The 26,794-nt window shown below is 57.6% G+C and carries 26 protein-coding genes; 12 read left to right on the top strand and 14 right to left on the bottom strand.

Translation table 11 applies throughout. The features are described 5' to 3' along the window. Positions 1-122 precede the first annotated feature (122 nt). From IFT53_RS02440 to IFT53_RS02420, 5 genes are all read right to left on the bottom strand, one after another. A complete protein-coding gene (locus IFT53_RS02440; protein ID WP_192063460.1) occupies positions 123-860 on the bottom strand; it encodes a 16S rRNA (uracil(1498)-N(3))-methyltransferase in 738 nt (245 codons plus the stop codon). A gap of 32 nt (positions 861-892) precedes the next feature. Continuing rightward, entirely contained in the window at positions 893-2,386 is a 1,494-nt protein-coding gene (locus IFT53_RS02435; RefSeq protein ID WP_192063461.1) for an inorganic phosphate transporter, read from the bottom strand. A 58-nt stretch (positions 2,387-2,444) separates the two neighbouring features. After that, positions 2,445-2,954 carry an NUDIX hydrolase gene (locus IFT53_RS02430; RefSeq protein WP_192063462.1) on the bottom strand — a complete coding sequence of 170 codons (510 nt, stop codon included), beginning with the start codon at positions 2,952-2,954 and terminating at the stop codon, positions 2,445-2,447. 203 nt (positions 2,955-3,157) lie between these two features. Then, positions 3,158-3,895, bottom strand: coding sequence for an HAD-IIB family hydrolase (locus IFT53_RS02425; RefSeq protein ID WP_192063463.1), 738 nt, complete (start codon positions 3,893-3,895; stop codon positions 3,158-3,160). Next, positions 3,892-5,226, bottom strand: a complete 1,335-nt coding sequence (locus IFT53_RS02420; protein ID WP_192063464.1) for a glycosyltransferase family 4 protein — start codon at positions 5,224-5,226, stop codon at positions 3,892-3,894. Before IFT53_RS02420 ends, IFT53_RS02425 begins: the two co-directional genes overlap by 4 nt. A gap of 272 nt (positions 5,227-5,498) precedes the next feature. Here IFT53_RS02420 and IFT53_RS02415 point away from each other — a divergent pair, with 272 nt between their 5' ends. Genes IFT53_RS02415 through glcF form a run of 3 tightly spaced genes read left to right on the top strand, consistent with a single transcriptional unit; the run spans position 5,499 to position 9,489 of the window. Further along, positions 5,499-6,938: an FAD-linked oxidase C-terminal domain-containing protein gene (locus IFT53_RS02415; protein WP_192063465.1), complete on the top strand. Its 1,440-nt coding sequence runs from the start codon at positions 5,499-5,501 to the stop codon at positions 6,936-6,938. Positions 6,939-6,943: 5 nt separating this feature from the next. Continuing rightward, positions 6,944-8,167: a glycolate oxidase subunit GlcE gene (gene glcE, locus IFT53_RS02410; RefSeq protein ID WP_192063848.1), complete on the top strand. Its 1,224-nt coding sequence runs from the start codon at positions 6,944-6,946 to the stop codon at positions 8,165-8,167. Continuing rightward, positions 8,167-9,489 (top strand): glycolate oxidase subunit GlcF, encoded by a 1,323-nt coding sequence (gene glcF / locus IFT53_RS02405; protein ID WP_192063466.1) that lies wholly within the window; start codon positions 8,167-8,169, stop codon positions 9,487-9,489. Before glcE ends, glcF begins: the two co-directional genes overlap by 1 nt. A gap of 161 nt (positions 9,490-9,650) precedes the next feature. On the opposite strand, the gene IFT53_RS02400 is transcribed toward glcF, so the two are convergent. After that, positions 9,651-10,373, bottom strand: coding sequence for a L,D-transpeptidase (locus IFT53_RS02400; RefSeq protein ID WP_192063467.1), 723 nt, complete (start codon positions 10,371-10,373; stop codon positions 9,651-9,653). A gap of 188 nt (positions 10,374-10,561) precedes the next feature. Between IFT53_RS02400 and IFT53_RS02395 the strand changes: the two genes are divergently transcribed. Both IFT53_RS02395 and IFT53_RS02390 read left to right on the top strand, forming a co-directional pair. Next, positions 10,562-11,191 carry a DNA-3-methyladenine glycosylase I gene (locus tag IFT53_RS02395; protein WP_192063468.1) on the top strand — a complete coding sequence of 210 codons (630 nt, stop codon included), beginning with the start codon at positions 10,562-10,564 and terminating at the stop codon, positions 11,189-11,191. Beyond that, positions 11,188-11,631: a hypothetical protein gene (locus IFT53_RS02390; protein WP_446737645.1), complete on the top strand. Its 444-nt coding sequence runs from the start codon at positions 11,188-11,190 to the stop codon at positions 11,629-11,631. Before IFT53_RS02395 ends, IFT53_RS02390 begins: the two co-directional genes overlap by 4 nt. Before the next feature lie 21 nt (positions 11,632-11,652). Here IFT53_RS02390 and copM read toward each other — a convergent pair whose 3' ends face one another. Genes copM through relB form a run of 5 tightly spaced genes read right to left on the bottom strand, consistent with a single transcriptional unit; the run spans position 11,653 to position 13,737 of the window. Beyond that, entirely contained in the window at positions 11,653-12,027 is a 375-nt protein-coding gene (gene copM / locus IFT53_RS02385; protein WP_192063469.1) for a CopM family metallochaperone, read from the bottom strand. Between the two features lie 54 nt (positions 12,028-12,081). Continuing rightward, on the bottom strand, positions 12,082-12,423 hold the full coding sequence (locus IFT53_RS02380) for a hypothetical protein (RefSeq protein ID WP_206758579.1): 342 nt from the start codon (positions 12,421-12,423) through the stop codon (positions 12,082-12,084). 59 nt (positions 12,424-12,482) lie between these two features. After that, positions 12,483-13,247 (bottom strand): hypothetical protein, encoded by a 765-nt coding sequence (locus IFT53_RS02375; RefSeq protein WP_192063471.1) that lies wholly within the window; start codon positions 13,245-13,247, stop codon positions 12,483-12,485. Positions 13,248-13,250: 3 nt separating this feature from the next. Then, the gene (locus IFT53_RS02370) at positions 13,251-13,520 is read right to left on the bottom strand and encodes a type II toxin-antitoxin system RelE family toxin (RefSeq protein ID WP_192063472.1); all 270 of its coding nucleotides are present in this window, start codon (positions 13,518-13,520) and stop codon (positions 13,251-13,253) included. Then, on the bottom strand, positions 13,504-13,737 hold the full coding sequence (gene relB, locus IFT53_RS02365) for a type II toxin-antitoxin system RelB family antitoxin (RefSeq protein WP_192063473.1): 234 nt from the start codon (positions 13,735-13,737) through the stop codon (positions 13,504-13,506). The genes IFT53_RS02370 and relB overlap by 17 nt, the downstream gene beginning before the upstream one ends. 154 nt (positions 13,738-13,891) lie before the next feature. Here relB and hisS point away from each other — a divergent pair, with 154 nt between their 5' ends. From hisS to hisG, 3 genes are read left to right on the top strand one after another with little or no spacing between them, the layout of a single operon-like run. Then, positions 13,892-15,406, top strand: a complete 1,515-nt coding sequence (gene hisS, locus IFT53_RS02360) for a histidine--tRNA ligase (RefSeq protein WP_192063474.1) — start codon at positions 13,892-13,894, stop codon at positions 15,404-15,406. A 3-nt stretch (positions 15,407-15,409) separates the two neighbouring features. Next, a complete protein-coding gene (locus tag IFT53_RS02355; RefSeq protein ID WP_192063475.1) occupies positions 15,410-16,531 on the top strand; it encodes an ATP phosphoribosyltransferase regulatory subunit in 1,122 nt (373 codons plus the stop codon). Continuing rightward, complete coding sequence (gene hisG / locus IFT53_RS02350; protein WP_192063476.1) at positions 16,528-17,223, top strand: ATP phosphoribosyltransferase; 696 nt, start codon at positions 16,528-16,530, stop codon at positions 17,221-17,223. The genes IFT53_RS02355 and hisG overlap by 4 nt, the downstream gene beginning before the upstream one ends. Positions 17,224-17,293: 70 nt before the next feature. On the opposite strand, the gene IFT53_RS02345 is transcribed toward hisG, so the two are convergent. From IFT53_RS02345 to groES, 3 genes are all read right to left on the bottom strand, one after another. Beyond that, entirely contained in the window at positions 17,294-17,740 is a 447-nt protein-coding gene (locus IFT53_RS02345; protein WP_192063477.1) for a DoxX family protein, read from the bottom strand. 198 nt (positions 17,741-17,938) lie between these two features. Further along, on the bottom strand, positions 17,939-19,573 hold the full coding sequence (groL, locus tag IFT53_RS02340; protein ID WP_192063478.1) for a chaperonin GroEL: 1,635 nt from the start codon (positions 19,571-19,573) through the stop codon (positions 17,939-17,941). Positions 19,574-19,636: 63 nt separating this feature from the next. Beyond that, positions 19,637-19,933, bottom strand: a complete 297-nt coding sequence (groES, locus tag IFT53_RS02335) for a co-chaperone GroES (RefSeq protein WP_042618090.1) — start codon at positions 19,931-19,933, stop codon at positions 19,637-19,639. 170 nt (positions 19,934-20,103) lie between these two features. Here groES and chrA point away from each other — a divergent pair, with 170 nt between their 5' ends. The 4 genes from chrA to ileS all read left to right on the top strand — a co-directional run bounded on the left by chrA (position 20,104) and on the right by ileS (position 26,593). Then, the gene (chrA, locus tag IFT53_RS02330; protein WP_192063479.1) at positions 20,104-21,432 is read left to right on the top strand and encodes a chromate efflux transporter; all 1,329 of its coding nucleotides are present in this window, start codon (positions 20,104-20,106) and stop codon (positions 21,430-21,432) included. 90 nt (positions 21,433-21,522) lie between these two features. Next, positions 21,523-22,371, top strand: a complete 849-nt coding sequence (locus IFT53_RS02325) for a TIGR01459 family HAD-type hydrolase (protein WP_192063480.1) — start codon at positions 21,523-21,525, stop codon at positions 22,369-22,371. A gap of 14 nt (positions 22,372-22,385) precedes the next feature. Further along, positions 22,386-23,366: a bifunctional riboflavin kinase/FAD synthetase gene (locus tag IFT53_RS02320; protein ID WP_192063481.1), complete on the top strand. Its 981-nt coding sequence runs from the start codon at positions 22,386-22,388 to the stop codon at positions 23,364-23,366. Between the two features lie 257 nt (positions 23,367-23,623). Next, positions 23,624-26,593: an isoleucine--tRNA ligase gene (ileS, locus tag IFT53_RS02315; protein WP_192063482.1), complete on the top strand. Its 2,970-nt coding sequence runs from the start codon at positions 23,624-23,626 to the stop codon at positions 26,591-26,593. Positions 26,594-26,794: the final 201 nt, after the last annotated feature.

Raw genomic sequence — 26,794 nt, 5'->3', positions numbered from 1 at the left:
GTCGATGTTGCCAATCTGGCTTTAATTCGCTGATAGGGTGCTGCACCGTGGCGCGCAAATGAATTTCTTTCAAGCATGGATTTACGGCTTATGTTGTGCGCCGTGACCAGCCTGACAAGTCGCTATTTCCAATCGCCGAGCGTTGCCTGAATGACAGCAAGCGCTGCAACTGCTGCGGTATCGGCTCGCAAAATCCGCGGTCCAAGTGGAATGGGTGTCACGGATGGATGATCGCGCAGCATTTGCTGCTCCTCCTTCGAAAAACCGCCTTCGGGACCGACCAGCAAAGCGAGCTGTTTTTCCTCGATTGCGGTGAGGATCGGCAAAGGGTTTTGCCCTTCGTCGCCCTCATCACAATAGATGATGCGGCGAGAGGCGGGCCATGTTTCGAGAAGGTCTTTGAGCTTTACCGGTTCCTCAACCTCTGGCACGGCCAGAATGCCGCATTGCTCGGCGGCCTCGATCACATTGGCGCGGAGCTTCTCCAGACTGGTGATCTTGCCCTGAACATGCTGCGTCATGACGGGTTGAAGCACGCCCGCTCCCATCTCCACGGCCTTTTGCACCAGATAATCCATGCGACCGGTCTTCAGCGGCGCAAAGAGATAGTGAAGATCGGGTTTGGTCGGCTGCGGCCGTGTCTGTTCGATAGGCGTCAGCAGAATTTTCTTGCGGGTGGGGTAGGAGATTTGAGCCTTCCACTCGCCATCCCGGCCGTTGAACAACAGAATTTCCGCGCCATCCGTCATCCGCAGCACATTGGCCAGATAGTTGAACTGATCGCTGGTAGCCTCGATGGCATCGACAGCGCTCAATGGCTGGCTGACGCAAAGACGTTGTATTCTGAAGTTGGCGCGCATGTTTCTCGTGAATCTCAACCGGATTGGAAGCTCTAGAGCCTGATAAACAGAATATACATGATTCCATAACAGGTTGCCGACAAGGCTGCGCTGACCGGAACGGTGATGATCCAGGCGGCGATGATCGTCATGAAATGCGAGCGGCGGACCAGATAGCGGCGGCTGACCTCGGATGAGTTTTCCGTGTCTTCAACCTGTCTGTCGCTGCCTGTTTCCAGCCGCTGGCGTGCCCTTTCCATGTACCATTCACGGAAAAAGCCGACCCCGAACACAGCGCCGATGGCTGTGTGGGTGGTGCTGACAGGCATGCCGAAGCGAGAGGCGACGAGAACTGTCAGCGCAGTCGAAACCGATATGCAAAAAGCCCGCATGGGATTGAGCTTGGTGATCTGCTCACCCACCAGACGGATCAGCCGTGGTCCAAAGAGCAGAATACCGCAGGACAGGCCAAACGCGCCAATCAGCATCACCCATTCAGGCGCCCGATCCGTCTCACTAACGACAACGCCCTGCGTTGCCCGCACGATGGCAACCACGGGGCCGATGGCGTTCGATACGTCATTGGCTCCATGCGCAAAAGACATCAGGCCAGCGGCCAGAATAAGCGGCCATTGAAACATCTTGCGCAGCGACTGATTGCGGTTCTCAAGTCCCTGGGACTGCTTCGCGATCAGGGGTATGCACAGACGCCAGCTGATGAAGCCAACTGCAAGCCCTGACAATATTGCCGTTTGGTAGGAGACGGTGACCACATGGTGAAACCCGACCCAGATGAGATAGGCCGTGAAAACGCCGCTCATGATGCCGATCAGTACCGGCACCCAAGTCCGAGCAGCGGCAATCTTGTCCGTGCGGTAGATGATATATTTGTTGATGAAGGCAAGTAGAAGAATTGCAAAAAAGGCACTGATGAAGGGCGTTGCGACCCAAGTCATGGCAATGCGGCTCAACGAAAACCAGTCTACCGCTGCAAAGCCATAGGCAGCGGTACCCGCGCCTGCCACGCCGCCGACAACGGTGTGCGTGGTGGAAATGGGTGCCTTGAGATAATTGGAAAGATTGACCAGCAATGCAGCGGTCATGAGTGCCGAGAGCATGGCCCAAGCAAAGATGGAGCTTTCGGGAATGGACCGGGTGTTGATGATTCCGCTTGAAATCGTTTCCACCACGTTGCCGCCGGTGATAACAGCGCCCATCACTTCGCAAATGGCACCGATGATGAGCGCTGCCGCCAGAGGCAACGCCTTGGCGCCAACCGCAGGGCCAACATTGTTGGCCACATCTTTTGCGCCAATGTTCATGGCCATGTAGGCGCCGATAATGACGGCGGCAAAGACTATCCCCGCGCCGGGCTGGTCCATGACAAACACGCTGGCTACAAGTGCCGAAAGCATGAGAAAAAGCAGGCCAAGACCGACGGCCGTCAGACCACGGGTCAAATGGAACCCGGCCTCCTCGACAAGCGTCAGCTTATCCAGATCCTTGTCCAGCGTCGGTTTCATGCGGTTGTTGGGTGGTTGCGCCATGGGTCTGCTTTCGGCTGCGGCATTCACCGCATATGCAGGCGCAAGCGGTCGGTAGAGATTATAGGTTTACGATTTTCAGCGGCGGTTGCTGTTGCGTTTGCGCCATTTGCTTGTCGAATGAAAGGAAAAGTTCTTTCAGTTCCGGTTCGTTCACACGCAGCGCAGCTTCCTGCGGACTGACCCACTCCAGCGTGCGGCTTTCCTTCTCGGGAAAGTTTTTTAAGAGCTCGGCAACTTCCAGTAGATGAACCTGCACGCGGCACAGAACATTCATTCCGTTGCGCATCTTCTTGTCATAGGTGAAAAATCCGAAATGATCTTTCTCGACACGACCGCGCACACCGGCTTCTTCATAGGCCTCACGCTCGGCAACAGCATGCGCCTTCTTGCCTTCCATCGGCCAACCCTTGGGAATGACCCAGCGGCCCGTGTCGCGGCTGGTCAAAAGAAGAACCTCCACACAGCAACTCTTCTTGGCACGACGATAGCAAAGCGCCGCATATTGCTGCCGCGGTGGGCGGCGCAAAATCAAGCGAACATCATTTGCCAGTCGGTTCAGAAGATTCAATTCATGAGATCCTTTTTTTGATTTATCTTATATAAAATATCCGGCCCGATATAGCCAGTTGCTGACGGCCATATCTTCGCATCGAATGTGAAACGATTCGCTAAATTGTCAGGTTGTTACAACCTGAGGTCAAGGCTATAGCAGCAAATGCTCAAGCATATTTCATGTTGAGCACATATTTTTTGTGATCAAAATGACATCCGTCAAGACAACCAGTGCTGCAAGCCGGATATAACGCCATCGGCTTCATTTTCAAGGGCCGAGAAGATATTACCCTTTTGCGCGGCCAATGCTTTCAGTTCCGGCAAGGCATTGGCAACGGCAATACCGCGCACGCCGGGAAGTTCAAACATTGCCCGGTCGTTGCCCGTATCGCCAGCCACCACAACCTCATCAAGACCGATTGCCAGATGGTGGCACAGCCATGTGAGGGCGGCCCCCTTGTCTGCTGCTTTCGGCAAGATATCGAGATCCCGCTGGCTGGAGTAGACGACGCGCGCCTCTAAGCTGTTGGCCGCCATGAGGTTTTCGATGCTGGCAATGTCTTCGGCCTTTGCGTCGTGCAGATACCAGCTGGATTTCAAGCCGTGCTGGTAACGTTCGGGCTGAATGCTGATGCCCGGAAGACCCGAAACAAGCGATTTGATCTTGTCGATGTCGAAAGCCTGACCGAGCGATGCCGTGTAAGCCGTTTCCAACGAGGGTTCGTCACGGCATGACAGCATCGTTCCAACACCGCCGATGACATAGTCAGGCGAGGGCAGGGAAACCTGTTTCATCAGGTCGAACTGGTCATCGAGCAGCCGCCCGCTGTTGAAAACAAGCAACGGACGGTTGTCTGCCGGCAGTGACTGCCAGAAGTCGCGGAAACGGGCCGTTGCGGCATTATCGCCAACAACGGTGCCGTCGAGATCTGTTGAGAAAATGCGAAGCTTTTTCAATCGCCATCATTCCATGGTTCAGCCCAGTCCGACTCTTCCAGAACAGGCATCATCGGTCGTCCCTCGACAACGGCGAGCAGCTGCTGTGCAATTCCGGTCCAGGTGAAAAGGCTGCGGGCCTTGTGCGCGCCCATGCGCGACAGGCGGCCATAGAGGCGCTCATGCTTGAGCGGCTTCATCATGGTAATGCCGAGATCTTCCTTATCGAAAGGATCGGCAAACAGCGCATGACGCCCGTAGCTGACCGCTCGGAACAGGCCGCCATGAATGGTAACGACCGTCGGCGTGCCACTTGCCATGGCTTCGATGGCGGTCATGCCAAAGGGTTCGTACCGGCTGGATAGCACGAACATATCGGCCGCACGATAGATATCGGGCAGGTCCTCATCGGCAACATAACCGGAAAAAATCACCTTATCCTCAAGGTTGAGCGACTTTACCCGCTCCTTGAGATGATTGAGGATGGTCGTTTCCTGCTCGTCCATGTTCTCGCCGCCCACGGCAAGATGGAGCCGCGCTTCCGGCTCGCGCTCTATGAGCACCGAAAACCCGTCAATCAGCAGGTCGTAGCCCTTGTTGGTCGCGAGACGCCCAAGCGCCAGAACAGTCTTGCCCTCGAAGCCAAAACGCTGACGCAGCATCTGTCGCGAGCCTTCCGACACCGGGAAGAACCGGTTGTCGTCGTAACCCGGCGGGATCATATGGATGTGCTTGCGCTTCAGGCCGTAATCTTCGATCAGTACGTCCAGCTGCACCGGCGTGGTGGCAATCACCATGTCGCAGCTGCGATAGACAATCAGCTCATGCTGGATGCGTTCCTTGAAATTGAATTCCAGTTCGAACGTATCCGCCTTTTCCGGATAATCGGTCTCCATCTGGCGCTTTTTCCAGATGCCGATGGAGTGCGGAGTGTGAAGATGTGACACCTTCAGGGCCTCAGAGAGACGCTGACCGGCAACGCCTGCATCCCAGTAATGGCTGTTGATGAAGGTGTAATTCAGATTGTTTTTCTTGATGAAGCGCAGCGCGTTTTCGCACCATTCCATCATGTGGCGGTGTAGATATTCCTTTGGAATGAAATCCTTGCCGCCGCAGGGAATTCGGACCACACGAACCCGCTCATCAACATCGTCAAACTCAGGCTGGTTTTCAAATTGGCGGGTGTAAAGATCGACCGTATATCCAAGCTGCCCGAGTTTTCGAGCCAGCTCCAAGACATACACGACCTGTCCTCCGGTATCGGCAGCGCCTAGCGGCGGGTGCGCGGCGACATAGCCATGTGTCGATATGAGTGCTATCCGGGGATAGCGTTCAGTTTCGCTCAAGGTCATCAATAGCGTCCCATCGTAGTAAAAAATTCCATTAACCACATGAAAATGGCTCCTTTCCGAAAAGGTTCCATCAAAAAGTGATAAAATCTGTCAATCTCGGGTGGCTCGGCGAGATTATAAGGCGCTGTCAGGGACTGGCTCGCTTGCCCACAGTGCCGAGATGCAAGGCCTATACAGGCGCTTCATATGAAGCCAATCCACAGCTTGCTTCTCCCCTGTAAAGCCCGATAACATGGGCCATGCATCGCAAGGAGGAGGCCTGTGGAGCAACCATGTCGCAAACCACAGAATTCCTGAAGCCCAGCGCCTCGGTGTTGGACAATAGAGCCAGGATCGTCGCGGACCTGAGCGATCTTCTTCCGCCCGAATGTCTCGTGCATGAGGAGCGGGAGCTTGTGCCGTTCGAGACGGATGCCTTCGTGTCCTATCGCAAGGTTCCGCTGGCGGTTGCCCTGCCAAAGACGACAGCGCAGGTTGCCGCAGTGATGAAATATTGCCACCGTTATGGCATCCCCATCGTGCCGCGTGGCGCGGGCACATCGCTGTCCGGCGGCGCTATTCCGCAGGAAGATGCTGTGGTGATCGGCCTGTCGAAAATGTCGCAAATTTTGGAGCTGGATTTCTTCAACCGGGTTGCCACGGTGCAGGCAGGCGTCACAAACCTTTCGATTTCCGATGCCGCCGGTCCGCAGGGATTTTTCTATGCGCCAGACCCCAGTTCGCAACTGGCCTGTACCATCGGCGGCAATATCGGCATGAATTCCGGCGGCGCGCACTGCCTGAAATATGGTGTCACCACCAACAATCTGCTGGGCGTCAAGATGGTGCTGGTGGATGGAACGGTGCTGGAACTGGGTGGAAAGCATCTGGATGCCAGCGGCTACGACCTGCTCGGCCTCGCCTGCGGCTCGGAAGGACAGCTTGGCATCGTCACTGAAGCCACGGTGCGGTTGATTGCGAAGCCGGAAGGCGCGCGTCCCGTTCTCTTCGGTTTCGATACGTCAGAACAGGCAGGCTCCTGCGTGGCGGATATTATCGGCTCCGGCATCATCCCGGTGGCCATAGAGTTCATGGACAAGCCGGCCATCGAAATTTGCGAGGCCTTTGCCAAAGCCGGCTATCCGACGGATGTCGGCGCGCTGCTGATTGTGGAAGTCGAGGGCTCGGAAGACGAAATGGATGCCATGTTGGCCGATATCGTCGCCATCGCCCGCCAGCATGCGGTAAAAACCGTGCGCGAATGTCAGTCGGCCATGGAGGCCGCTGCCATCTGGAAAGGCCGCAAATCCGCCTTTGGTGCAACGGGTCGCATTTCAGATTACATCTGCATGGATGGGACTGTGCCTCTCAGCCAGCTTTCCTATGTGCTTCAGAAAACCAGCGAGATTACCGATAGTTTCGGCCTTCGCGTGGCCAATGTTTTCCACGCTGGCGATGGCAACATGCATCCGCTTATTCTGTTCAACGCCAATGACCCGGTTGAGGCCGCAAAGGCGGAAGAGGCGGGAAACCAGATTTTGCGCCTTTGCGTGGATGCCGGTGGGTGCCTCACGGGCGAGCACGGCGTCGGCATCGAAAAGCGCGACCTGATGCGTCATCAATTTTCCGATGTCGATCTGGCCCAGCAGATGGCCGTGCGGTTCGCCTTCGATGACGGCTGGCTTCTCAACCCGTCCAAGGTCTTCCCGCTGGAAGGGCGTCCTGCCTCATGAATGACATGCTGTTACCCGCAAGTGAAATCGAAGCTGCCGACATTATCAGTGGCCATGCCGATGCCCGGCAAGTGCTGGCGATTGTTGGCGGCAACACCCGCTCCGGCTTTGGAAATCGGGTTGAGGCCGACGCGTGTCTCTCCTCACAAGCGTTGAGCGGTATCATCGCCTATAATCCTGCCGAAATGGTCATGACGGTGCGAGCGGGTACGCCGGTCGCTGAGGTCGAGGCGGCACTTTTAGCCGCCAATCAGATGATGGCATTTGAGCCGGTGGATCATCGTGCTGTTATGGGAACGGTAGGCGAACCCACGATTGGTGGTGTGTTTGCGGCCAATGTGTCCGGCCCCCGACGCTACGTGGCAGGTGCGGCGCGAGACAGCCTGCTCGGCATCCGCCTCATCAACGGCAAAGGCGAGGCCATAAAGGCCGGTGGCCGGGTGATGAAGAACGTGACCGGGCTTGATCTCGTCAAGCTTTTGGCTGGGTCCTATGGCACGCTGGGTTTTCTCACAGAGGTCACATTCCGCGTTCTGCCGGTGCCACCTGCGCAGACAACACTTGTCCTGTCAGGCCTTGAAGATGAAGCGGCGACCCATGTCATGGCCGCAGCCATGGCGACCAGCATGGAGGTTTCGGGAGCGGCGCATTTGCCGGAAAGTGTCCGGTCGTGTTTCCTCGGCGGGTCTTTGCCCGATGGTGCGGCAACGGTGCTGCGGCTGGAGGGGTTAAAGGCGTCGGTGCAGGTGCGGTCGCAGAATTTGCAAACCGTGCTGGGCAAGGTGGCGCCTTCGATTTTGCTGTCCAAGGACGAGAGCCAATCGCTCTGGCACGACATCCGCGATATCGCGCCCTATGCTGGCAACGCCGCCAAGCCCCTCTGGCGTGTGTCCGTTGCGCCTTCTCAAGGCCATAAGCTGGTGGCGGCGCTGCGTCTGGAAACAGGCATCGATGCCTTCTACGACTGGCAAGGCGGTCTGGTCTGGATGCAGATGGAGGCTGACCCCGAGGCGACGTTGCTGCGGAAATACGTAAAGGCGCTGGGCGGCGGCCATGCGACATTGGTACGGGCGCCTGACCGCAGCGATGTGCCCGCGTTCGAGCCGCTGTCGTCGGCAGAGATGATGCTTTCTGCCCGCATCAGGGAAAAGCTCGATCCAGCGGGAATTTTCAACCCCGGCAAGATGGGTGCCGTGACCCGTACCCACGCTGAAAAAGGCTCCGCCTGATGCAAACCTCCTTCACGCCACAGCAACTTGCTGATCCAGACGTCGCTCAGTCCGAAAAGATCCTGCGGAAATGCGTGCATTGCGGTTTCTGCACGGCGACCTGTCCGACCTATGTGACGCTGGGAAATGAGCTGGATAGCCCGCGCGGTCGCATTTATCTCATCAAGGACATGCTGGAAAACGACCGCCCGGCTGACGCTCAGGTGGTCACGCATATCGACCGCTGTTTGTCCTGCCTGTCCTGCGTGAGCACCTGTCCATCCGGCGTCGACTATATGCATCTGATCGATCATGCCCGCGCTCACATCGAAAAGACATATAAGAGACCCTTCTGGGACAGGTTGATGCGCAATGTGCTGACCCGCGTGCTGCCCTATCCAGACCGGTTTCGCGCGGCACTCACGCTCGCTCGCCTTGGCCAGCCTTTCGCGCCCATGTTTCGCAAGAGCAAAGCGTTGAGGCCCTTGGCATCAATGCTCGATTTGGCCCCGAAAGCCACCCCACCCATGTCTGCCTTCGCAAATCCCGGCATTCATCCAGCGCAAATCGCAAAGCGTGGGCGGGTGGCGATGTTGACCGGTTGCGCTCAACCGGTGCTGGACCCCGGCATCAACGATGCTGCCATTCGGCTTTTGACCCGTCTCGGCATTGAGATCGTGCTGCCGCAGGGCGAGAGCTGCTGTGGCGCGCTGGTTCACCATATGGGCCGCGAGGAGCAGGCGCTTGCTTCGGCACGCCACAATGTCGATGTCTGGACGCGTGAAATCGAGCAGGGCGGGATCGATGCCATCATCATCACCGCATCCGGCTGCGGCACCACCATCAAGGATTACGGGCACATGCTGCGGCTCGACGCCGCCTATGCCAAAAAAGCTCAGCGCGTATCTGCTCTGGCAAAGGACATTACCGAATATCTCTCCACGCTCGACCTGCCGCCTCTGGAGCGAAACGGCCTGACAGTGGCCTATCATTCGGCATGCTCCATGCAACATGGGCAAAAGATAACCGCCCAACCAAAACTCTTGCTGAAAGCAGCGGGATTTGTGGTTCGTGACCCCGCTGAAGGGCATCTCTGTTGTGGCTCGGCAGGCACCTACAATATTTTGCAGCCGGAAATTTCCGCGCAGTTGAAGGCCCGCAAGGTCAGGAATATCGAGGCGACGAAGGCTGATATCATCGCCACCGGCAATATTGGCTGCATGACGCAGATTGCCAGCGCGGCTTCAATGCCCATTCTCCACACGGTTGAACTGCTGGACTGGGCCTATGGCGGCAAAAAACCTGGAAAAATCGCGGGAATCAACGAAAAACGGGCGGTTTGACCCGCCCGTTCTCCTCGCTGGCATGCTGCTTGAAGCGCTTCCAGCCCTCTGCGTCCCCCGCCAGAGTACATATTAAGCAATAACGAATGTTTCGTTTTTTGGCAACGTGTTCTTTATTAAAATGCAACCCTTTGGCGCACGGTTTGTCGGCAGCGTTGCTTTCAGATCACGATCACCCGGGTGCCGACATTCACGCGCTCGTAGAGATCGGTCACGTCCTCATTGCGCATGCGAATGCAGCCGGATGAGTTGTTGCTGCCGATCGTCCAGGGCTGGTTGGTGCCGTGGATGCGATAAAGCGTGGAGCCCAGATACATGGCGCGTGCACCCATGGGGTTTTGCGGGCCGCCTTCCATGAAGGCTGGCAGATAATGACCCTTGGCGGCTTCGCGGGTAATCATTTCCTGCGGTGGCGTCCAGCTTGGCCATTCATTCTTGCGGGTAATCTTGTGCGTACCGGCCCATTCAAAGCCAGGCTTGCCGACGCCTACGCCATAGCGCCGCGCCTTGCCATCGGCCATGACAAGATAAAGAAAGCGGTTTGGCGTATCGATGACGATTGTGCCGGGCGCTTCCTTGCCCTGATACTGAACCATTTGCGGCAAGAACTGTGGCGCGATCTGAAGGCGCGGTGCGTTGGGGCGTGCCGCCACAGCCTGTGGGCGCGGCTGAGCCGTCTGGCGCTGAAACAGCGATGGACGCGCAGGCTGCTGCGGATAAACGACGGGGCGGACCTTTGCGCCACCAAGCTGCATGACCCATGGGGCTGTCAGGTCAGGGCTGACGACCACTGGCGGGCGCTCGCGGTAACGGTCATTGGCAAGGGCTGGCATGGTGATGGCGCAGCTGAGGCTCAGCGCCAAAAGAACAGATTTCATCGACATCGGGTGGACTCTCTACATGGCACCGGAAGATAATTGTCACGTTCGCACTTCGGCGACAGCGAATGGTAAATGGTAGTTGGTGAAAAGCCGCGATTTCGTCGAAAGCTTTTAATAAGGTTAGCGGGCGGTTTTGAAACAGAGTGAATCAATGGTAATCACCCGCACACGACAAGAAGGGCAGCAGCGCCATGAGTGAAACCGGGCTTTTGACGGGTGAGGACGGCAAGATCCGCTGTTTCTGGCAGCAGGGATTGGCCGATTACGCGCACTATCATGACGAGGAGTGGGGCCGCCCCGTTAAGGACGATACCAGACTGTTTGAGAAAATATGTCTGGAAGGCTTCCAGTCCGGGCTTTCCTGGCTGACGGTTTTGCGGAAGCGCGAGGCGTTTCGTGCCGCTTTCTGCGGGTTCGATTTCGAGAAGGTCGCGCAATTTCAGGACGCGGATATCGAGCGCTGCGCCGCAGATGCAGGCATCATCCGCCATCGCGGCAAGATCGTCTCGACCATCAACAACGCCCGCCGCGCAATCGAAATGCGAGATGAATTCGGTTCCCTTGCCCGTTTTTTCTGGAGCTATGAGCCTCAGCCACATGAGCGCCCTGACGTTTTTGATTACGCCACCCTGCGGGCCAATCCGATCACACCCGCATCCACACGGCTGTCGAAAGACCTGAAAAAGCGCGGCTGGACCTTTGTCGGCCCCACCACCGTTTACGCATTCATGCAGGCCATGGGGATGGTCAACGATCATATTGAAGGTTGCCATTGCCATCCGCGTATAGAAACGCAAAGGCTGGAGTTTGTACGCCCGTGACCAGATTTTCGCACATTTTGATCGCTGCAATGCTGGCGGCAACCGGCGCGGTTTCAGCCTACGCCGAGCCGCGCAATGTCGATGGCATCTGGCTTGATGATGGCGAGGCCCTGAAAACAGCTGCTATGCCTGCAACCGGCCCGCTGGTGCTGAATGGCTGGACGCGGCAGGGCAAAGGCGATGTCTATCGCATCAAGGTCAAGGCCGGAGAGACACTCAAGGTCACGCTTTCCAGCCGCAGTGAATATGTGGTCATGGCCATCTTCGATTTTGCCAAGCCGGAAGACGATGCAATCTTCTTCAGCGATGCAGGCAAGAACGAGGCGGTGCTGACGCCTAAGGCGGACACAGACTGGCTGATCCGCCCTATCCTCGTTCTCAGCTCATCGCGCCGCGGACTGGGCGCGAATTATACTGTTAATGTGGAGAAGCAGCCTTAGGCCGCCTCTCCACCTGCGCGTTTAGTAACCCTTGGAGGCCAGCCACGCCTTCATGGAGGCAATTTCGGTTTCCTGCGCTTTGATCACCTCTTCGGCAAGCTTGCGGATTTCAGGGTCCTTGCCATACTGCAACTGCACCCTTGCCATATCGATTGCGCCCTGATGATGCGGGATCATTCCCCGCACGAAATCGACATCGGCGTTGCCCGTGTAATTCACCGACATATCCTCATGCATCTTGCTTCTGACCTCCTTGAATGCCTCGGTTGAAGCATTTCCGGATGTCGTTTTCGCAGACATGTCGTGGCCCGCATGGCCACCGGCTTCCTGCGCAAGGGCAGGCAGGGAAAAAGCAGCGACAAGCATTGCGGCCAGCGAAATGGTTCTCATGGACATGGATTATCCTTCCTGTGTCTGACGGAATTCTACTTTGATAGTTACGTGTGTCCGTCAGGCACGGGGAGGGGGTAGTGGCGGTGCGGGAACGGTGCCGATGAAGGCGTGCAGCACATGGCTCTTCGGGTTCCCATGCGGCAATCGTTCCATTTTTGCCAAACGGAACTGCGGTATCAATACGATGCAGGCCGCACAAAAAGGCGCATGGCTCATGCTTCCACGGTGCGGACAGGGATCGCCTTTTCCGGCGTGGTGAGCTTCACTTTCCGAAGCGGCGTGGTCTGCATGCTGTTCGTGAGACATCTGGCTAGTTGCGTCGCTCGTCGGGACTGAAAGCCCAAACGCCGCCTGCGCGGGCATCGCCCCGTAGAGCAGCCAGGCCAGAAACATCAGCATGTGAAAGACAGGACGCATGACATAGATGTAGCGACGGAAAAACGTCAGTACAATGGCTGTCAGGTCAGCTCGCTGGCGACAACCTTGTGAATGATCTGATAATCCCGGCTCTCTTCGCCAAAGGGCACCACCGGCCAGTCCCAGCCGCGCATGATTTTGGGCACCGTCACGCCGTGCAGCAAATCTTCCTGCTGACGGACGCTGCCGTTTCTGTCGATGACCTCAAACGCGGTATCGGTGATGAGACATGCCTTGCAGGGAAGGCCCGACAGACCATCCAGATGCGCTCGGATGAGTTGCGGCAAGGTGTCCGCAGGCATTGCTTGATCGGGATGCTTTTCCAGCCGGTTGCGAACGCCGGTGCCGATCTGCGACAGAAGATTGGCGGAGATAACCAGATCGAGATAGGGCACCAGCCGTAGAAACGCCAGGGGTTCCGGCTGCCTTCCTGCTTCCAGATCGGCATAGCCTGAGAGATCGCGGTGGTTCAGGACGACCGTTCTGCTGTGACGGCTGTAAAGCCTGGCGCGGATGCTGGCCAGATGCACCAGATCGACCAGAACAACGGTATCGAATGCTCCAGCCAGCTGTTGCAGCGGCACATCCCGCAACAGGCCTGAGCCCAGCACGACTGCGGTGCGTCTCTGCTTCAGCTTGGCTGCGGTGGAGAAAATGAAGCGCTTGCTGTTTTCCTCGTGCTCGGCCCATGCCTTTTGGCAGCGGTTGGCCCGCGCCCAGAGATTGACGGAATAGCGGATATGGGGGCGGAACTCAGCGGGCGTCTTGTAATAGGTCGCAGCGTAATTGAGGGCTTCGAGGATCATGGCTCAGCGATAGACTTCCCGGCGATGGCCGATTTCAATGACGAGAACCACGAGCCTGTTGTCCTGAATATCGCAAAGAATGCGATAGTCGCCCACGCGGTAGCGCCAGTAGTTGCCGAGTTCGGAGCCTTGCAGGGCTTGGCCGGTCCGCCGTGGATTGTCATCCAGCGCGATACGGTCTGTGAGGAAGGAAATGATGCGCGTTGCATTGGGTTTCCCAAGCTTTTCAAGCTGCTTGAGCGGCTTTTCCTGAAACTCAATTGTCCAGACCAAGGCGGCGCTTCACTTCTTCAAGAGTGTAGGTGCGTTCGTTATCCTCAACCCGCCGCCGCGTCGCCTCTTCCGCCAGATACAAATCCTCCATATCCTCGATATGCTTTTCAATGGCCTCGCGGATATAATAGGCGGATGTGCGGCCGGTGCGCTCGGATAGAGCTTTGAGGCGCTCATAGGTTTCATCGGGCAATCGGATGGCGGTTTGTTTGCTCATGGTCTCTTCTCCCGGCGGCAGAGTGGGATGCGTGTATCCCACCTAGCATGATTTCCGCCCTCACGCCAGTAAAACTGCGCCGCCGCGCCTTGCCGCACAGGGCTTCATCCTCTAATAGACCGGCTTGATTTCAAGAGACAATTGGACCGGCATCATGAGCGAAAAAGCAAAAAAGCCTCAGAAACTGAAAGCCCGCCTGCCGCGCGGCTTCACGGATCGCTCGGCTGCCGATATCCATGCCACCAATGAGATGATCGAGAAAATTCGTGGGGTCTATGAACTCTACGGCTTCGATCCCATCGAAACGCCTCTGTTTGAATATACCGATGCGCTGGGCAAGTTCCTGCCCGATAGCGACCGCCCCAATGAAGGCGTGTTTTCGCTGACCGATGATGACGACCAGTGGATGAGCCTGCGCTATGATCTCACAGCGCCGCTTGCCCGCCACGTCGCAGAAAACTTCAACGAAATACAGCTGCCGTTCCGCACCTATCGCGCTGGCTATGTTTTCCGCAACGAAAAACCAGGCCCCGGCCGCTTCCGCCAGTTCATGCAGTTCGATGCCGATACGATCGGCGCCTTCGGCGTTCAGGCCGATGCCGAAATGTGCATGATGATGGCCGACACGCTGGAAGCTCTCGGAATTAAGCGCGGCGATTACGTGATCCGCGTCAACAACCGCAAGGTTCTGGATGGCGTGATGGAAGCCATCGGGCTTGGCGGTGAAGAGAATGCAGGCCGACGTCTGAACGTGCTGCGGGCGATCGATAAGCTCGACAAGTTTGGTGTTGAGGGCGTGAAGCTGCTGCTGGGTCCCGGTCGCAAGGATGAATCCGGTGATTTCACCAAAGGCGCGGGCTTGGATGAAGCGCAGATTGAAAAGGTTCTGTTCTTTGTCGGAATCAAAGACTACGCCGCAAGCGCTGAGGATCTAGCCAACCTCGTTGCTGGGACATCCAAGGGCACGGAAGGCGTTGAAGAGCTGAACGTTATTGGCGCCCTGGTTTCCGGCGCTGGTTATGATTCCACCCGCATCAAGATCGATCCCTCCGTCGTCCGAGGCCTCGAATACTACACCGGCCCTGTTTACGAGGCCGAACTGACCTTCGACGTGACCAACGAAAAGGGCGAAAAGGTTGTCTTCGGCTCGGTCGGCGGTGGTGGCCGTTACGATGGTCTGGTATCGCGCTTCATGGGCCAGCCGGTCCCGGCAACGGGCTTTTCCATCGGCGTTTCTCGCCTGATGACGGCGTTGAAGAACCTTGGCAAGCTGGGCCAGACAAAGCCGCTGGCCCCCGTTCTCGTCACCGTCATGGATGGCGATGTGGAAAGCCTTGGCCGTTACCAGCGCTTCACGCAGGCGCTGCGCAATGAAGGCATTCGTGCCGAAATGTATCAGGGCAACTGGAAGAAATTCGGCAACCAGCTGAAATATGCTGACCGCATGGACGCGCCGCTGGCCATCATTCAGGGCAGTGACGAACGTGCGGAGGGTATGGTGCAGATCAAGGACCTCATCGAGGGCAAGCGCCTGTCTGGCGAGATCGAGGACAACGCCACGTGGCGCGAGGCCCGCGTGGCACAGGAAACCGTGCCGGAAGCGGAACTGGTTGCCAAGGTCAAGGACATGCTGGCGGCTCAGGCCGAAGACCGGCGCCGGGCGGGCTGAACCATGCCGATGATCGACATGCCGGATTTCTCCGCAGAGCTTCTCGATGAATTTGCGGCCCGCAAGACGGCGCGGGTGAACACGCCTGTCATCCAGCCCGCCGAGCCGTTTCTGGATATGGCCGGGGAAGACCTGCGCCGCCGAATTTTCATGACGGAGAGCGAAACGGGTGAGAGCCTGTGCCTGCGCCCGGAATTTACCATTCCCGTCTGTCTGCGCCACATCGAAACCGCAACCGGAACGCCCAAGCGTTACTCCTATCTTGGTGAAGTCTTCCGCCAGCGTCGTGATGGGGCAAACGAGTTCTATCAGGCCGGTATCGAAGATCTGGGCGATAAGGATATCGCCGCCGCAGACGCCCGCACGATCAACGATGCCGCAGCCATTTTGAAACGCCTGTTGCCGGGGCGTGCGCTTGTCGTCACGCTGGGCGATCAGCAGGTGTTCGAGGCCGTCATTGCCGCTCTCGGCCTGCCCACTGGTTGGCAGAAGCGGCTGGTTCAAGCCTTTGGTGATACCGCGCAGCTCCAGGCCTTGCTGGAAAGCCTCGTCAGCCCCAAGCCCATGACGGGGCTTGACGCCCGTGTTGCCGGGCTGCTGGCCACCGGCGATGAAAAAGTGCTGGTGGATTATATCGATACCGTCATGCAGGAAACCGGCTATTCCACCAATGCCAGCCGCGCGCCGCAGGAGATCGCCCGTCGCCTGCGCGAAAAGCTGGCGCTCGCCGCCACGCGCCTGCCGGATGAGAGTTTCGAGCTATTGAAGCAGTTCCTGAGCCTTCAGGCACCGCTTTCGCAGGCATCGCAAACCCTGTCCGAATTTGCCGATAAGGCGAAACTGAAACTGGAAGCAGCGCTTTCTGCCTTTGATGCGCGTGTTGCAGCCCTTGCCAATGGCGGCATCGATCTGGATACGATCACCTATGGTGCCGCCTTCGGGCGTCCGCTCGATTATTATACCGGCCTCGTGTTTGAGGTAAGCGTGAAGGGCGAGACAGCTGTGCTAGCGGGCGGTGGCCGGTTTGACCGGTTGATGACGCTTCTCGGCGCAAAAGACAAAATTCCAGCAGTCGGCTTCTCGCTCTGGCTGGACCGTATCGAAGCCGTGAGGGCCAGACCATGACCATCACCATTGCCTTGCCCTCTAAGGGGCGGATGAAGGATGATTCCTCAGCCATTCTGGAACGCGCAGGCTTGAAAATTGTCGCCATCGGCAATGACCGCTCCTATCGCGGCCGTGTCGAAGGACGAGACGATATCGAGATCGCCTATCTCTCAGCGTCGGAAATCGCGCGCGAGATCGGCAACGGCACGGTGGATTTCGGTGTTACCGGCGAAGACCTGGTGCGCGAAGACTTGAGCGATGTCGAAAAGCGTGTGGAGTTTTGCGCGCGCCTCGGCTTCGGCCACGCCGATGTCGTCGTCGCCGTGCCAGAGATCTGGCTTGATGTTGACAGCATGGCCGATCTGGGCGACGTCGCCTCGGAATTTCGTGCCCGGCATGGCCGCCGCCTTGCCATCGCCACCAAATACTGGCGGCTGACGCAGCAGTTCTTTTCCCGCCAGCACGGCATCCAGCTTTACCGCATCGTGGAAAGCCTGGGCGCGACAGAAGGTGCACCGGCGGCAGGGCAGGCGGATATCATCGTCGATATCACCTCCACCGGCTCGACGCTGAAGGCAAACCACCTGAAAATCCTGACCGACGGCGTTATCCTGCGCTCGGAGGCTTGCTTCGTGCGGGCACGGAAAGCCGAGCATGAGGGCGATGCCGTGGTAGCGGACATCATCGCGCGCGTCCAATCTGCGCTCTAGCAAATCTCTACTGAATGGAAAAAAGGCCGCTGGATTTCTCCAGCGGCCTTTTGATTTGCACCTGATGCAATCAGGCGTGCGCAACCGCTACGCCACGGCGGGCGTCCAGCGAATAGGCGCCAGCACCTGATGTTGCGAGCAGGATGTAAGCGCCAGCCAGCGTGATGTTCTTCATCATCATGATGCCGTTGAGTGTGTTGATCCAGCCGAGAGCCGCATCCGGCCAGCCAGGAACGGCAACCGTGCCGCTGTGGAAAACGAGGCCGGTGAATACGCAGAAGACTGCAAGCGCCCAAGCGGCGATCTTTGTCTGGAAACCGACCAAAACAGCAAGGCCGGCAACGAGTTCGAATGCGCCCGCAAGGTAAGACAGGGCCGTTGCAGCAGGCAGACCTGCGCCAGCAATCATGCCAGCAGTGCCGGCAGGGTCAGTCAACTTGCCGAAGCCTGCAAGGATGAACATGAAGGAAAGAAGAATGCGTGCAACAAGCACGAGCGCGTTCTGGGTAGTGGACATAAAAGTCTCCAAAGATGGTGCCGTGTGGCAGGAATGTATGCCCACCATATGCGCCAAATTGTCGCTACCGAATAGATGAACAAGTGAAGACTAATTGTTCACTATTTAAAGACAGTGGGCCGATAGCGTGCGCAAGCCATGAACAAAAAAAGGCGGCCCGTGAGGACCGCCTTTCCGTATTCCGAAGGGTAAGACTTCTTAGAAGTCCATACCGCCCATTCCGCCGCCTGGCATCTGTGGCATTGCCGATTCCTTCTTAGGAAGTTCAGCAATCATGGCTTCCGTCGTGATCAGCAGCGAAGCAACTGAAGCTGCGTTCTGCAGAGCTGTACGAACAACCTTGACAGGGTCAACGATACCCATGGCAATCATGTCGCCATATTCAGAGGTCTGGGCGTTGTAGCCGTAGTTCTCTTCGTTCTTGTCGAGGATCTTGCCAACAACGATGGAGGCTTCGTCACCAGCGTTTTCAGCGATCTGGCGAACCAGCGACTGCAGAGCGCGGCGAACGATGTTGATGCCGGCTTCCTGGTCGTCGTTTGCACCCTTAACGGTGATCTTCGTGGAAGAACGCAGAAGAGCAGTACCGCCGCCTGGGACGATGCCTTCCTGAACAGCAGCGCGTGTCGCGTTCAGAGCGTCGTCGATGCGGTCCTTGCGTTCCTTGACTTCGATTTCCGTGGAGCCGCCAACGCGGATAACGGCAACGCCGCCAGCGAGCTTGGCAAGACGTTCCTGCAGCTTTTCGCGGTCGTAATCGGAAGATGTTTCTTCGATCTGAGCCTTGATCTGCGCAACGCGGCCTTCGATGTCGGACTTCTGGCCCGAACCGTCAACGATCGTTGTGTTTTCCTTGGTGATCGAAACTTTCTTCGCCTTGCCGAGCATGTCGAGCGTGACGTTTTCAAGCTTGATGCCGATATCTTCAGAGATAACGGTACCGCCGGTCAGGATCGCGATGTCTTCGAGCATTGCCTTGCGGCGATCGCCGAAGCCAGGAGCCTTGACAGCAGCAATCTTCAGGCCGCCACGCAGCTTGTTGACGACGAGCGTAGCAAGAGCTTCGCCTTCAACGTCTTCAGCGATGATGACGAGTGGCTTGCCGGTCTGAACGACAGCTTCGAGAACAGGCAGCATGGCCTGAAGGTTCGAAAGCTTCTTTTCGTGCAGCAGGATGTAAGCGTCTTCCAGGTCAGCAACCATCTTTTCAGGGTTGGTGACGAAGTAAGGCGACAGGTAGCCGCGGTCGAACTGCATGCCTTCAACGACTTCGAGTTCGGTCTCGGCAGTCTTGGCTTCTTCGACGGTGATAACACCTTCGTTGCCAACGCGCTGCATGGCTTCAGCAATGTCTTTGCCAACCTGCGTGTCGCCGTTTGCAGAGATCGTGCCGACCTGTGCAACTTCTTCAGATGTGGAGATCTTCTTGGCCTTGGCCTGAAGGTCCTTCACAACTTCGGAAACAGCGAGGTCGATACCGCGCTTCAGGTCCATCGGGTTCATGCCGGCTGCAACAGCCTTGTTGCCTTCGCGAACGATGGCCTGTGCAAGAACGGTCGCAGTCGTGGTGCCGTCACCAGCGATATCGTTGGTCTTCGAAGCAACTTCGCGGACCATCTGTGCGCCCATGTTCTCGAACTTGTCTTCAAGTTCGATTTCCTTGGCGACAGAAACGCCGTCCTTGGTGATGCGTGGTGCGCCGAAAGACTTGTCGATGATGACGTTACGGCCCTTAGGACCAAGCGTTACCTTCACTGCGTCTGCGAGAATGTCGACGCCCTTGAGCATCTTTTCGCGCGCTGTGCGGCCGAATTTAATTTCTTTAGCTGCCATTGTAGAAAACTCCCGGGCTCATTGCCCATTGGTTGTCATGGAAAAGTGAGAAGAACCGGCTGATCAGCCGATAACGCCCATGATGTCGGATTCCTTCATGATCAGAAGGTCTTCGCCGTTGAGCTTGACTTCGGTGCCGGACCACTTGCCGAACAGAACGCGATCGCCAGCCTTGACGTCCAAAGGAACGAGCTTGCCGCTTTCGTCGCGGGCGCCGGTGCCAACAGCAACGATTTCGCCTTCCTGTGGCTTTTCCTTGGCGGTATCAGGAATGATAATGCCGCCCTTGGTCTTTGCTTCAGACTCAACGCGACGAACGACGACGCGGTCATGCAGCGGACGGAAATTGGTGCTTGTCATTGTCTAATCCCTCGATCAAATGACCTGAGCGGACCTAACAACAGGTCCGCGTGATGATTGTTAGCACTCCCTAGTGTAGAGTGCCAGCAACACGGAGATAAGCAGCCCATGTTGCCGAGTCAAGGACGGCCTGTCGGAAAATTTTCATGTAAAATGGTTACTACCAGCGCATGACAGAATTTTTACGCAGCGATATCGCACCCGCCCGCCCTTCCTTTCTGGAGATGATTGCCGCCTTTGCGCGCATAGGCCTTTTGAGTTTCGGCGGACCCGCCGGACAGATCGGCCTGATGCACCGCGTGCTGGTGGACGAGAAGGGTTGGCTGAGTGAAGAACGGTTCCTGCACGCGCTGAATTATTGCATGCTGTTGCCGGGCCCAGAAGCGCAGCAACTGGCCACTTATGCCGGTTGGCTTCTGCACGGCAGGCGCGGTGGCATCGTGGCCGGTCTGCTCTTCATCCTGCCGGGCTTTCTGGTCATCGTGGCGCTGGCATCGGCCTATGCGCTTTATCAGGATACGCATTGGCTGCCAGCGCTGCTGTCTGGCCTCAAAGCGGGTGTGCTGGCCATCGTGCTTGAGGCATTGCTGCGGGTGGCGCGGAGGGCGTTGACCAGCCGCTTTCAGGTTGCCATTGCGGCGGCGGCATTTGTTGCCCTGTTCTTCTTTTCCCTTCCGTTCCCGCTCGTTATTCTTGCCGCCGGGCTCATTGGTTTTCTCAAAGCCCGAGGAGATGCGCTGCCGGTGGTGGGTGTGGACGATGACAGCACGACCAATCCGTCATGGAAGAAGCTTGTGCGTGGGCTTTTGATCGGTCTTGTCATATGGCAATTGCCGCTGCTGCTTTTATGGATCACCTCCGGCCCCGGCACCCTTGTTGATTTGCAGATATTCTTCTCCAAAATGGCGGTGGTGACTTTCGGCGGAGCCTATGCAGTGCTGGCCTATGTCGCGCAGGTGGCTGTGGAAACGAAGGGCTGGATGCTGGCGGGCGAGATGCTCGATGGTCTGGCGCTGGCTGAGGCGACGCCGGGGCCGCTGGTGCTGGTTCTCTCCTATGTCGGTTTTCTTGCGGCCTTTCGCCAGCCTGGCTGGTTCGATCCGCTGACAGCGGGCATTCTGGGCGCCAGCATCGCCGCTTGGGCAACCTTCGTGCCGAGCTTCATGTTCATATTCGCAGGCGCGCCCTATATGGAAAAGCTGCGCCACAACCGCTTCCTGTCGTCAGCGCTATCAGCCATTACGGCGGCCGTCGTCGGCGTCATTCTCAACCTGTCCGTCTGGTTTGGTCTGCATGTGCTGTTCGGTCAGGTGGAGCGGGTGGCGGTGGCGCCAGCCGTTAATTTCGGCTTTTCATGGCCCGTCCTCGCGACGCTTGATCCCATGCTTCTCGGTCTTTTTATTGCATCATCGATCATGCTTTTCCGGCTGAAACTGGGCATGGTGCCGGTTCTGGCCATGTGTATTGCAGCGGGTTTTCTGAGACTCTGGCTGATGTGATCCGCATGCGGAATTGCTTTTTTGCTTGCCTTCGCCATCCCGCTTTGCAATGTCACAGCGTGAATTCACGGAACGCTTGGAATCTTTTACATGGCCCATCGCATTGCCACGCTCGGCGACATTACCCCGGACTTTGACGTTATTCTGTCTGATGTGTGGGGTGTATTGCACAATGGCGTCACCGTTTTTGCCGATGCGGCGATTGCATTGGAAGCGGCGCGAAAGGCGGGCAAGACCGTGGTGCTCATCACCAATTCGCCCCGCCCGGGACCTGGCGTCATCGCCCAATTGCGGGCATTCGGCATTTCCGACAGTGTTTATGACCGCATCGTCACCTCTGGCGATGTTACCCGCAAACTGATTGCTGAAGGCCCGAACAAGGTCTTCCTTCTGGGGCCGGAGCGCGACATGCCGCTGATGGACGGTCTCGACGTCGAGGTCGTGCCGGAAGCAGAGGCAACAGCCGTTGTCTGCACCGGCTTTTTCGATGACGAAACCGAAACGCCGGAAGACTACACCGATATGTTGAAGGGCTTCATTGCCCGTTCCGTGCCGATGATCTGCGCCAACCCCGATCTGGTGGTGGAGCGTGGCGAGCGCATCGTTCCCTGTGCGGGCGCCATGGCGGCCTATTACCAACAGCTTGGCGGCGAAGTGCGCATTGCGGGCAAGCCCCACTCTCCAATCTATGAAGCCTGTCTTGCGGCAGCAAAAGAGGTGCGCGGCGAGTTTTCCAAGTCGCGTGTGCTGGCCATTGGCGATGGCATGCCGACAGACGTGAAGGGCGCGATTTCCGCCGGGCTCCAGCTTCTCTATATTAGCGGCGGAATTCACGCTGCGGAATATATGTTGAATGGCGAAACGGACGAGGCGCTGATGAATGCCTATCTGGAAAGCCAGAACGCCGCTCCCGGCTGGTGGATGCCACGCCTGGCCTGAAAGCAGATGCGCCTATGACCGTATTTCATCGCAATGAGCAGAAAGAACCGCTTCCGGATAATCTGAAGGGCGGCGTCGTTGCTATTGGAAATTTTGACGGTGTGCATCGCGGCCACCGCGCCGTGCTGGATCGTGCGCTGGAACTGGCGCGCGCGCGCGGCATTCCCGTGCTGGCGCTAACATTCGAGCCCCACCCGCGAACGGTCTTCCGCCCGGATAAACCGGTTTTTCGCCTTACGCCCGGCCCGGTCAAGGCCCGGCTGCTGGCAAAGGAGGGGTTTCACTCCGTGATCGAATATCCCTTTGACCGGGAGTTCTCCCAGCGCTCGGCCGAAGATTTTGTAAAGTCCGTTCTGGTTGATTGGCTGGGCGCAAGCGCTGTCGTCACCGGCTTCGATTTCCATTTCGGCAAGGGCCGCGAGGGTGGACCTGCATTCCTGATGGAGGCCGGTCACCGCTACGGTTTCGATGTGACGCTGGTGGATGCGTTTCGCGATGAGGGTGCCGAAGTCGTTTCCTCTAGCCGTATCCGGGAATTGCTGGGCGAGGGCGATGTTGTCGCGGCGGCTGGCCTTCTGGGTTATCGTTACACTGTCGAGGCGGAAGTCATTGGCGGGCAGAAGCTGGGTCGCACGCTGGGTTATCCCACCGCCAACATGGCGCTGCCGCCGGAAACCGAACTGAAGCCCGGTATCTATGCCGTGCGATTCCGAAGGCCCGATGGCACGCTGCATGATGGCGTCGCGAGCTTTGGCTACCGCCCAACCGTGACAGAAGATGGCGCAGCCCTTCTGGAAACCTTCCTGTTTGATTTCTCAGGCGATCTCTATGGCGAAGTCTGCTCCGTGTCCTTCTTCGGAAACCTGCGGGATGAGCTGAAATTTGACGGGCTGGAGGCGCTGGTGGCGCAGATCAAACGCGACGAGGAAGAGGCGAGGGCGCTTCTGTCCGGCGTGAAACCTCTGGGCGAACTGGATGCTCTGATCGCTTTTTGAGCGCGATAGGGCTTTGTGCGGCATCTATTCCCTTTTCAAACGCTGAAAAAACACATAAGCAGACGCCTATGCACCAATTTCGGTTGACGTTCATATCCCGAATTATTGGCCCGGCCTTTCGTGCGCAATAAGCAGCCGAAAGGTCCGGGATTTCGGCGCTTGCCAAAAGCGCCTTCCGCCTTTGCCCTTTTTGCACTCAAGACGGCGCGACCCCGCCATTCCCTCTCATTCTGGGGCCGCCGCATAACGGTATGATCATGAACGACACCGCACAGACATTAGACTATTCCAAAACACTTTACCTGCCGCAGACGGATTTCCCGATGCGCGCCGGCCTGCCGCAAAAAGAGCCTGAAACCGTTGCCCGCTGGCAGCAGATGGGCCTCTACAAGAAGCTGCGCGCTTCTGCCGCTGGGCGCGAAAAATTCGTGCTGCATGATGGCCCCCCCTATGCCAACGGCAACATCCACATTGGCCACGCGCTGAACAAGATCCTCAAAGACGTCATCACCCGCTCGTTCCAGATGCGCGGCTTTGACAGCAATTACGTTCCCGGATGGGATTGCCACGGCCTTCCCATCGAATGGAAGATCGAGGAAGCCTACCGCGCCAGGGGCAAGAACAAGGACGAGGTTCCGATCAACGAATTCCGTCAGGAATGCCGTGAGTTCGCCGCTGGCTGGATCGAGAAGCAATCGGCTGAGTTCAAGCGTCTGGGCATCGAAGGCGATTTCGAAAACCCCTACACGACCATGAACTTCCACGCGGAAGCGCGTATCGCTGGCGAGCTGCTCAAGATCGCCAAGAGCGGCCAGCTTTATCGCGGATCGAAGCCGGTCATGTGGTCGGTCGTCGAGCGCACAGCTCTGGCTGAGGCCGAGGTCGAGTATGCCGACGTCGAGAGCGACATGATCTGGGTGAAGTTCCCGGTGGTGGAAGCTAGGGTCGCTCAAAGCCCTAAGGACAGTTATGGCTCGATGGATGACGCATTTGCCGCAGCCGGTGAAATGTTGACGGCACTCGAAAGTGCTTCCGTCGTAATTTGGACGACAACTCCTTGGACCATCCCCGGTAACCGTGCGATATCTTTTTCTTCGCGTTTTCCATACGGTTTGTATGAGGTCGAAAGTGCGGAAAACGATTTCGGTCCGCAGGCAGGCGAAAAGCTGATCTTCGCAGATAAACTTGCTTCTGAAGCGTTCGCCAAAGCCAAGTTGCAATTTAAGAGGTTGGGTGGAGTGCCTGCTGGCGTTCTTTCGGCGATCACCTGCGCCCACCCGCTGGCTCACCTTGGCTACGATTTCCCTGTCCCGCTTCTCGATGGCGATCACGTCACCGATGATGCCGGTACCGGCTTCGTGCACACAGCACCAAGCCACGGTCGTGAAGACTTTGACGCATGGACCTCCAAGGCGCGTGAGATCGAAGCGCGTGGCATCTCGTCGAAGATCCCGTTCCCGGTTGGCGATGACGGCTTCTACACTGAAGACGCGCCCGGTTTCGGCCCATCGGCTGAAGGTGGCGCTGCCCGTGTCATGGACGACAATGGCAAGAAGGGTGATGCCAATGAGCGCGTCATCAAGGCGCTGATCGGCGTCAACAACCTGTTTGCCCGTGGCCGTCTGAAGCACAGCTATCCGCATAGCTGGCGTTCCAAGAAGCCGGTCATCTTCCGCAACACGCCGCAATGGTTTGTCTATATGGACAAGGAACTGGGGGATGGCACCACGCTGCGCTCCCGTTCGCTGTCTGCCATTGACGATACCCGCTTCGTGCCAGCCGGTGGCCAGAACCGCCTGCGCGCCATGATCGAGAACCGCCCGGACTGGGTTCTCTCGCGCCAGCGCGCTTGGGGCGTTCCAATTGTCGTGTTTGCCGATGAGCATGGTGAAGTGCTTGTTGATGATGCTGTCAATGCCCGCATCCTTGAGGCTTTCGAGGTTGAAGGCGCGGATGCATGGTTTACCGAAGGTGCGCGCGAGCGTTTCCTGGGCGAGCGCGCAGGCGAACCTTGGGTACAGGTCCGCGACATTCTCGACGTCTGGTTCGATAGCGGCTGCACGCACACTTTCACGCTGGAAGATCGGCCTGATCTGAAATGGCCTGCCGATGTCTATCTGGAAGGCTCCGACCAGCATCGCGGCTGGTTCCACTCGTCGCTGCTGGAAAGCTGCGCGACGCGGGGACGTGCGCCATACAAGGCCGTTGTCACCCATGGTTTCACCATGGATGAGCAGGGCCGCAAGCAGTCCAAATCTCTCGGCAATGTCGTGGCACCGCAGGATGTCATGAAGGAGTCGGGTGCGGATATTCTGCGTCTCTGGGTCATGACCACGGATTATTGGGATGACCAGCGTCTGGGCAAGGCCATCATCCAGACCAATATCGATGCCTATCGCAAGCTGCGCAACACCATCCGCTGGATGCTGGGCACGCTGGCGCATGACACGGGCGAAGAGATTGCCTATGCCGACCTGCCGGAGCTGGAAAAGCTGGTGCTGCACCGCCTGTCCGAGCTGGATCAGGTCGTGCGCGACGGTTACGACGCGTTCGATTTCAAGAAGATCACCCGTGCGCTCATCGATTTTGCCAATGTCGAGCTTTCGGCGTTCTATTTCGATATCCGCAAGGACACGCTTTATTGCGACGCTCCATCGTCGCTCAAGCGTCGTGCATCGCTCTCGGTCATATCAAAGTTGTTCGATTGCCTTGTCACTTGGCTTGCCCCCATGCTGCCCTTCACAACTGAAGAAGCATGGCTGTCACGCTACCCAGATGCGGAATCCGTGCACCTCGTCCAGTTCCCCGACGTTCCGGCGGAATGGAAAAACGAGACGCTGGAAGCCAAGTGGGATAAGATCCGCAAGGTGCGCACGGTGGTAACCGGTGCACTGGAAGTCGAGCGCCGTGAAAAGCGCATCGGTTCCTCGCTGGAAGCGGCTCCCGTGGTGCATGTTGCGGATGCTGAATTGCTGGCTGCCCTTGAAGGCCAGGATTTCGCGGAAATCTGCATCACATCGGCCATCTCGGTTGTGGCGGGCGAAGGTCCCTCAGATGCGTTCCGTCTGGGCGAAGTCCAGAACGTGTCTGTCGAGCAGAAACTTGCCGAAGGTCAGAAATGTGCGCGTTCTTGGCGCATCACCACCGATGTCGGCTCCGATCCAGCCTTCCCGGATGTCTCGGCCCGTGACGCCGCAGCCCTTCGTGAGCTAGGGGTTATTGCTTAAGAAAAGTACCGGGTGAATTGCACTTTGGGCGTTCATCCGGTAAACCTGCCTGAAATTGGCCGGATTTTTGCAGCACTGCGGGCTGCCGGTCTGTGGACGGCGACAGCATCAGGCCGAAAATCGGAAACGATTTTTGGAATGCGCAATGCCTGTAATTAATATAAGAGCGCTTTGTGAGCGCCCGTAAGGGCGAACGGCGCG

Source organism: Rhizobium sp. CFBP 13644, assembly GCF_014842165.1.
GTDB classification, from domain to species: Bacteria; Pseudomonadota; Alphaproteobacteria; order Rhizobiales; family Rhizobiaceae; genus Agrobacterium; species Agrobacterium tumefaciens_C.
The sequence above is the reverse complement of the archived record's forward strand: the minus strand, read 5'-3'. Positions and strand labels throughout refer to the sequence as shown.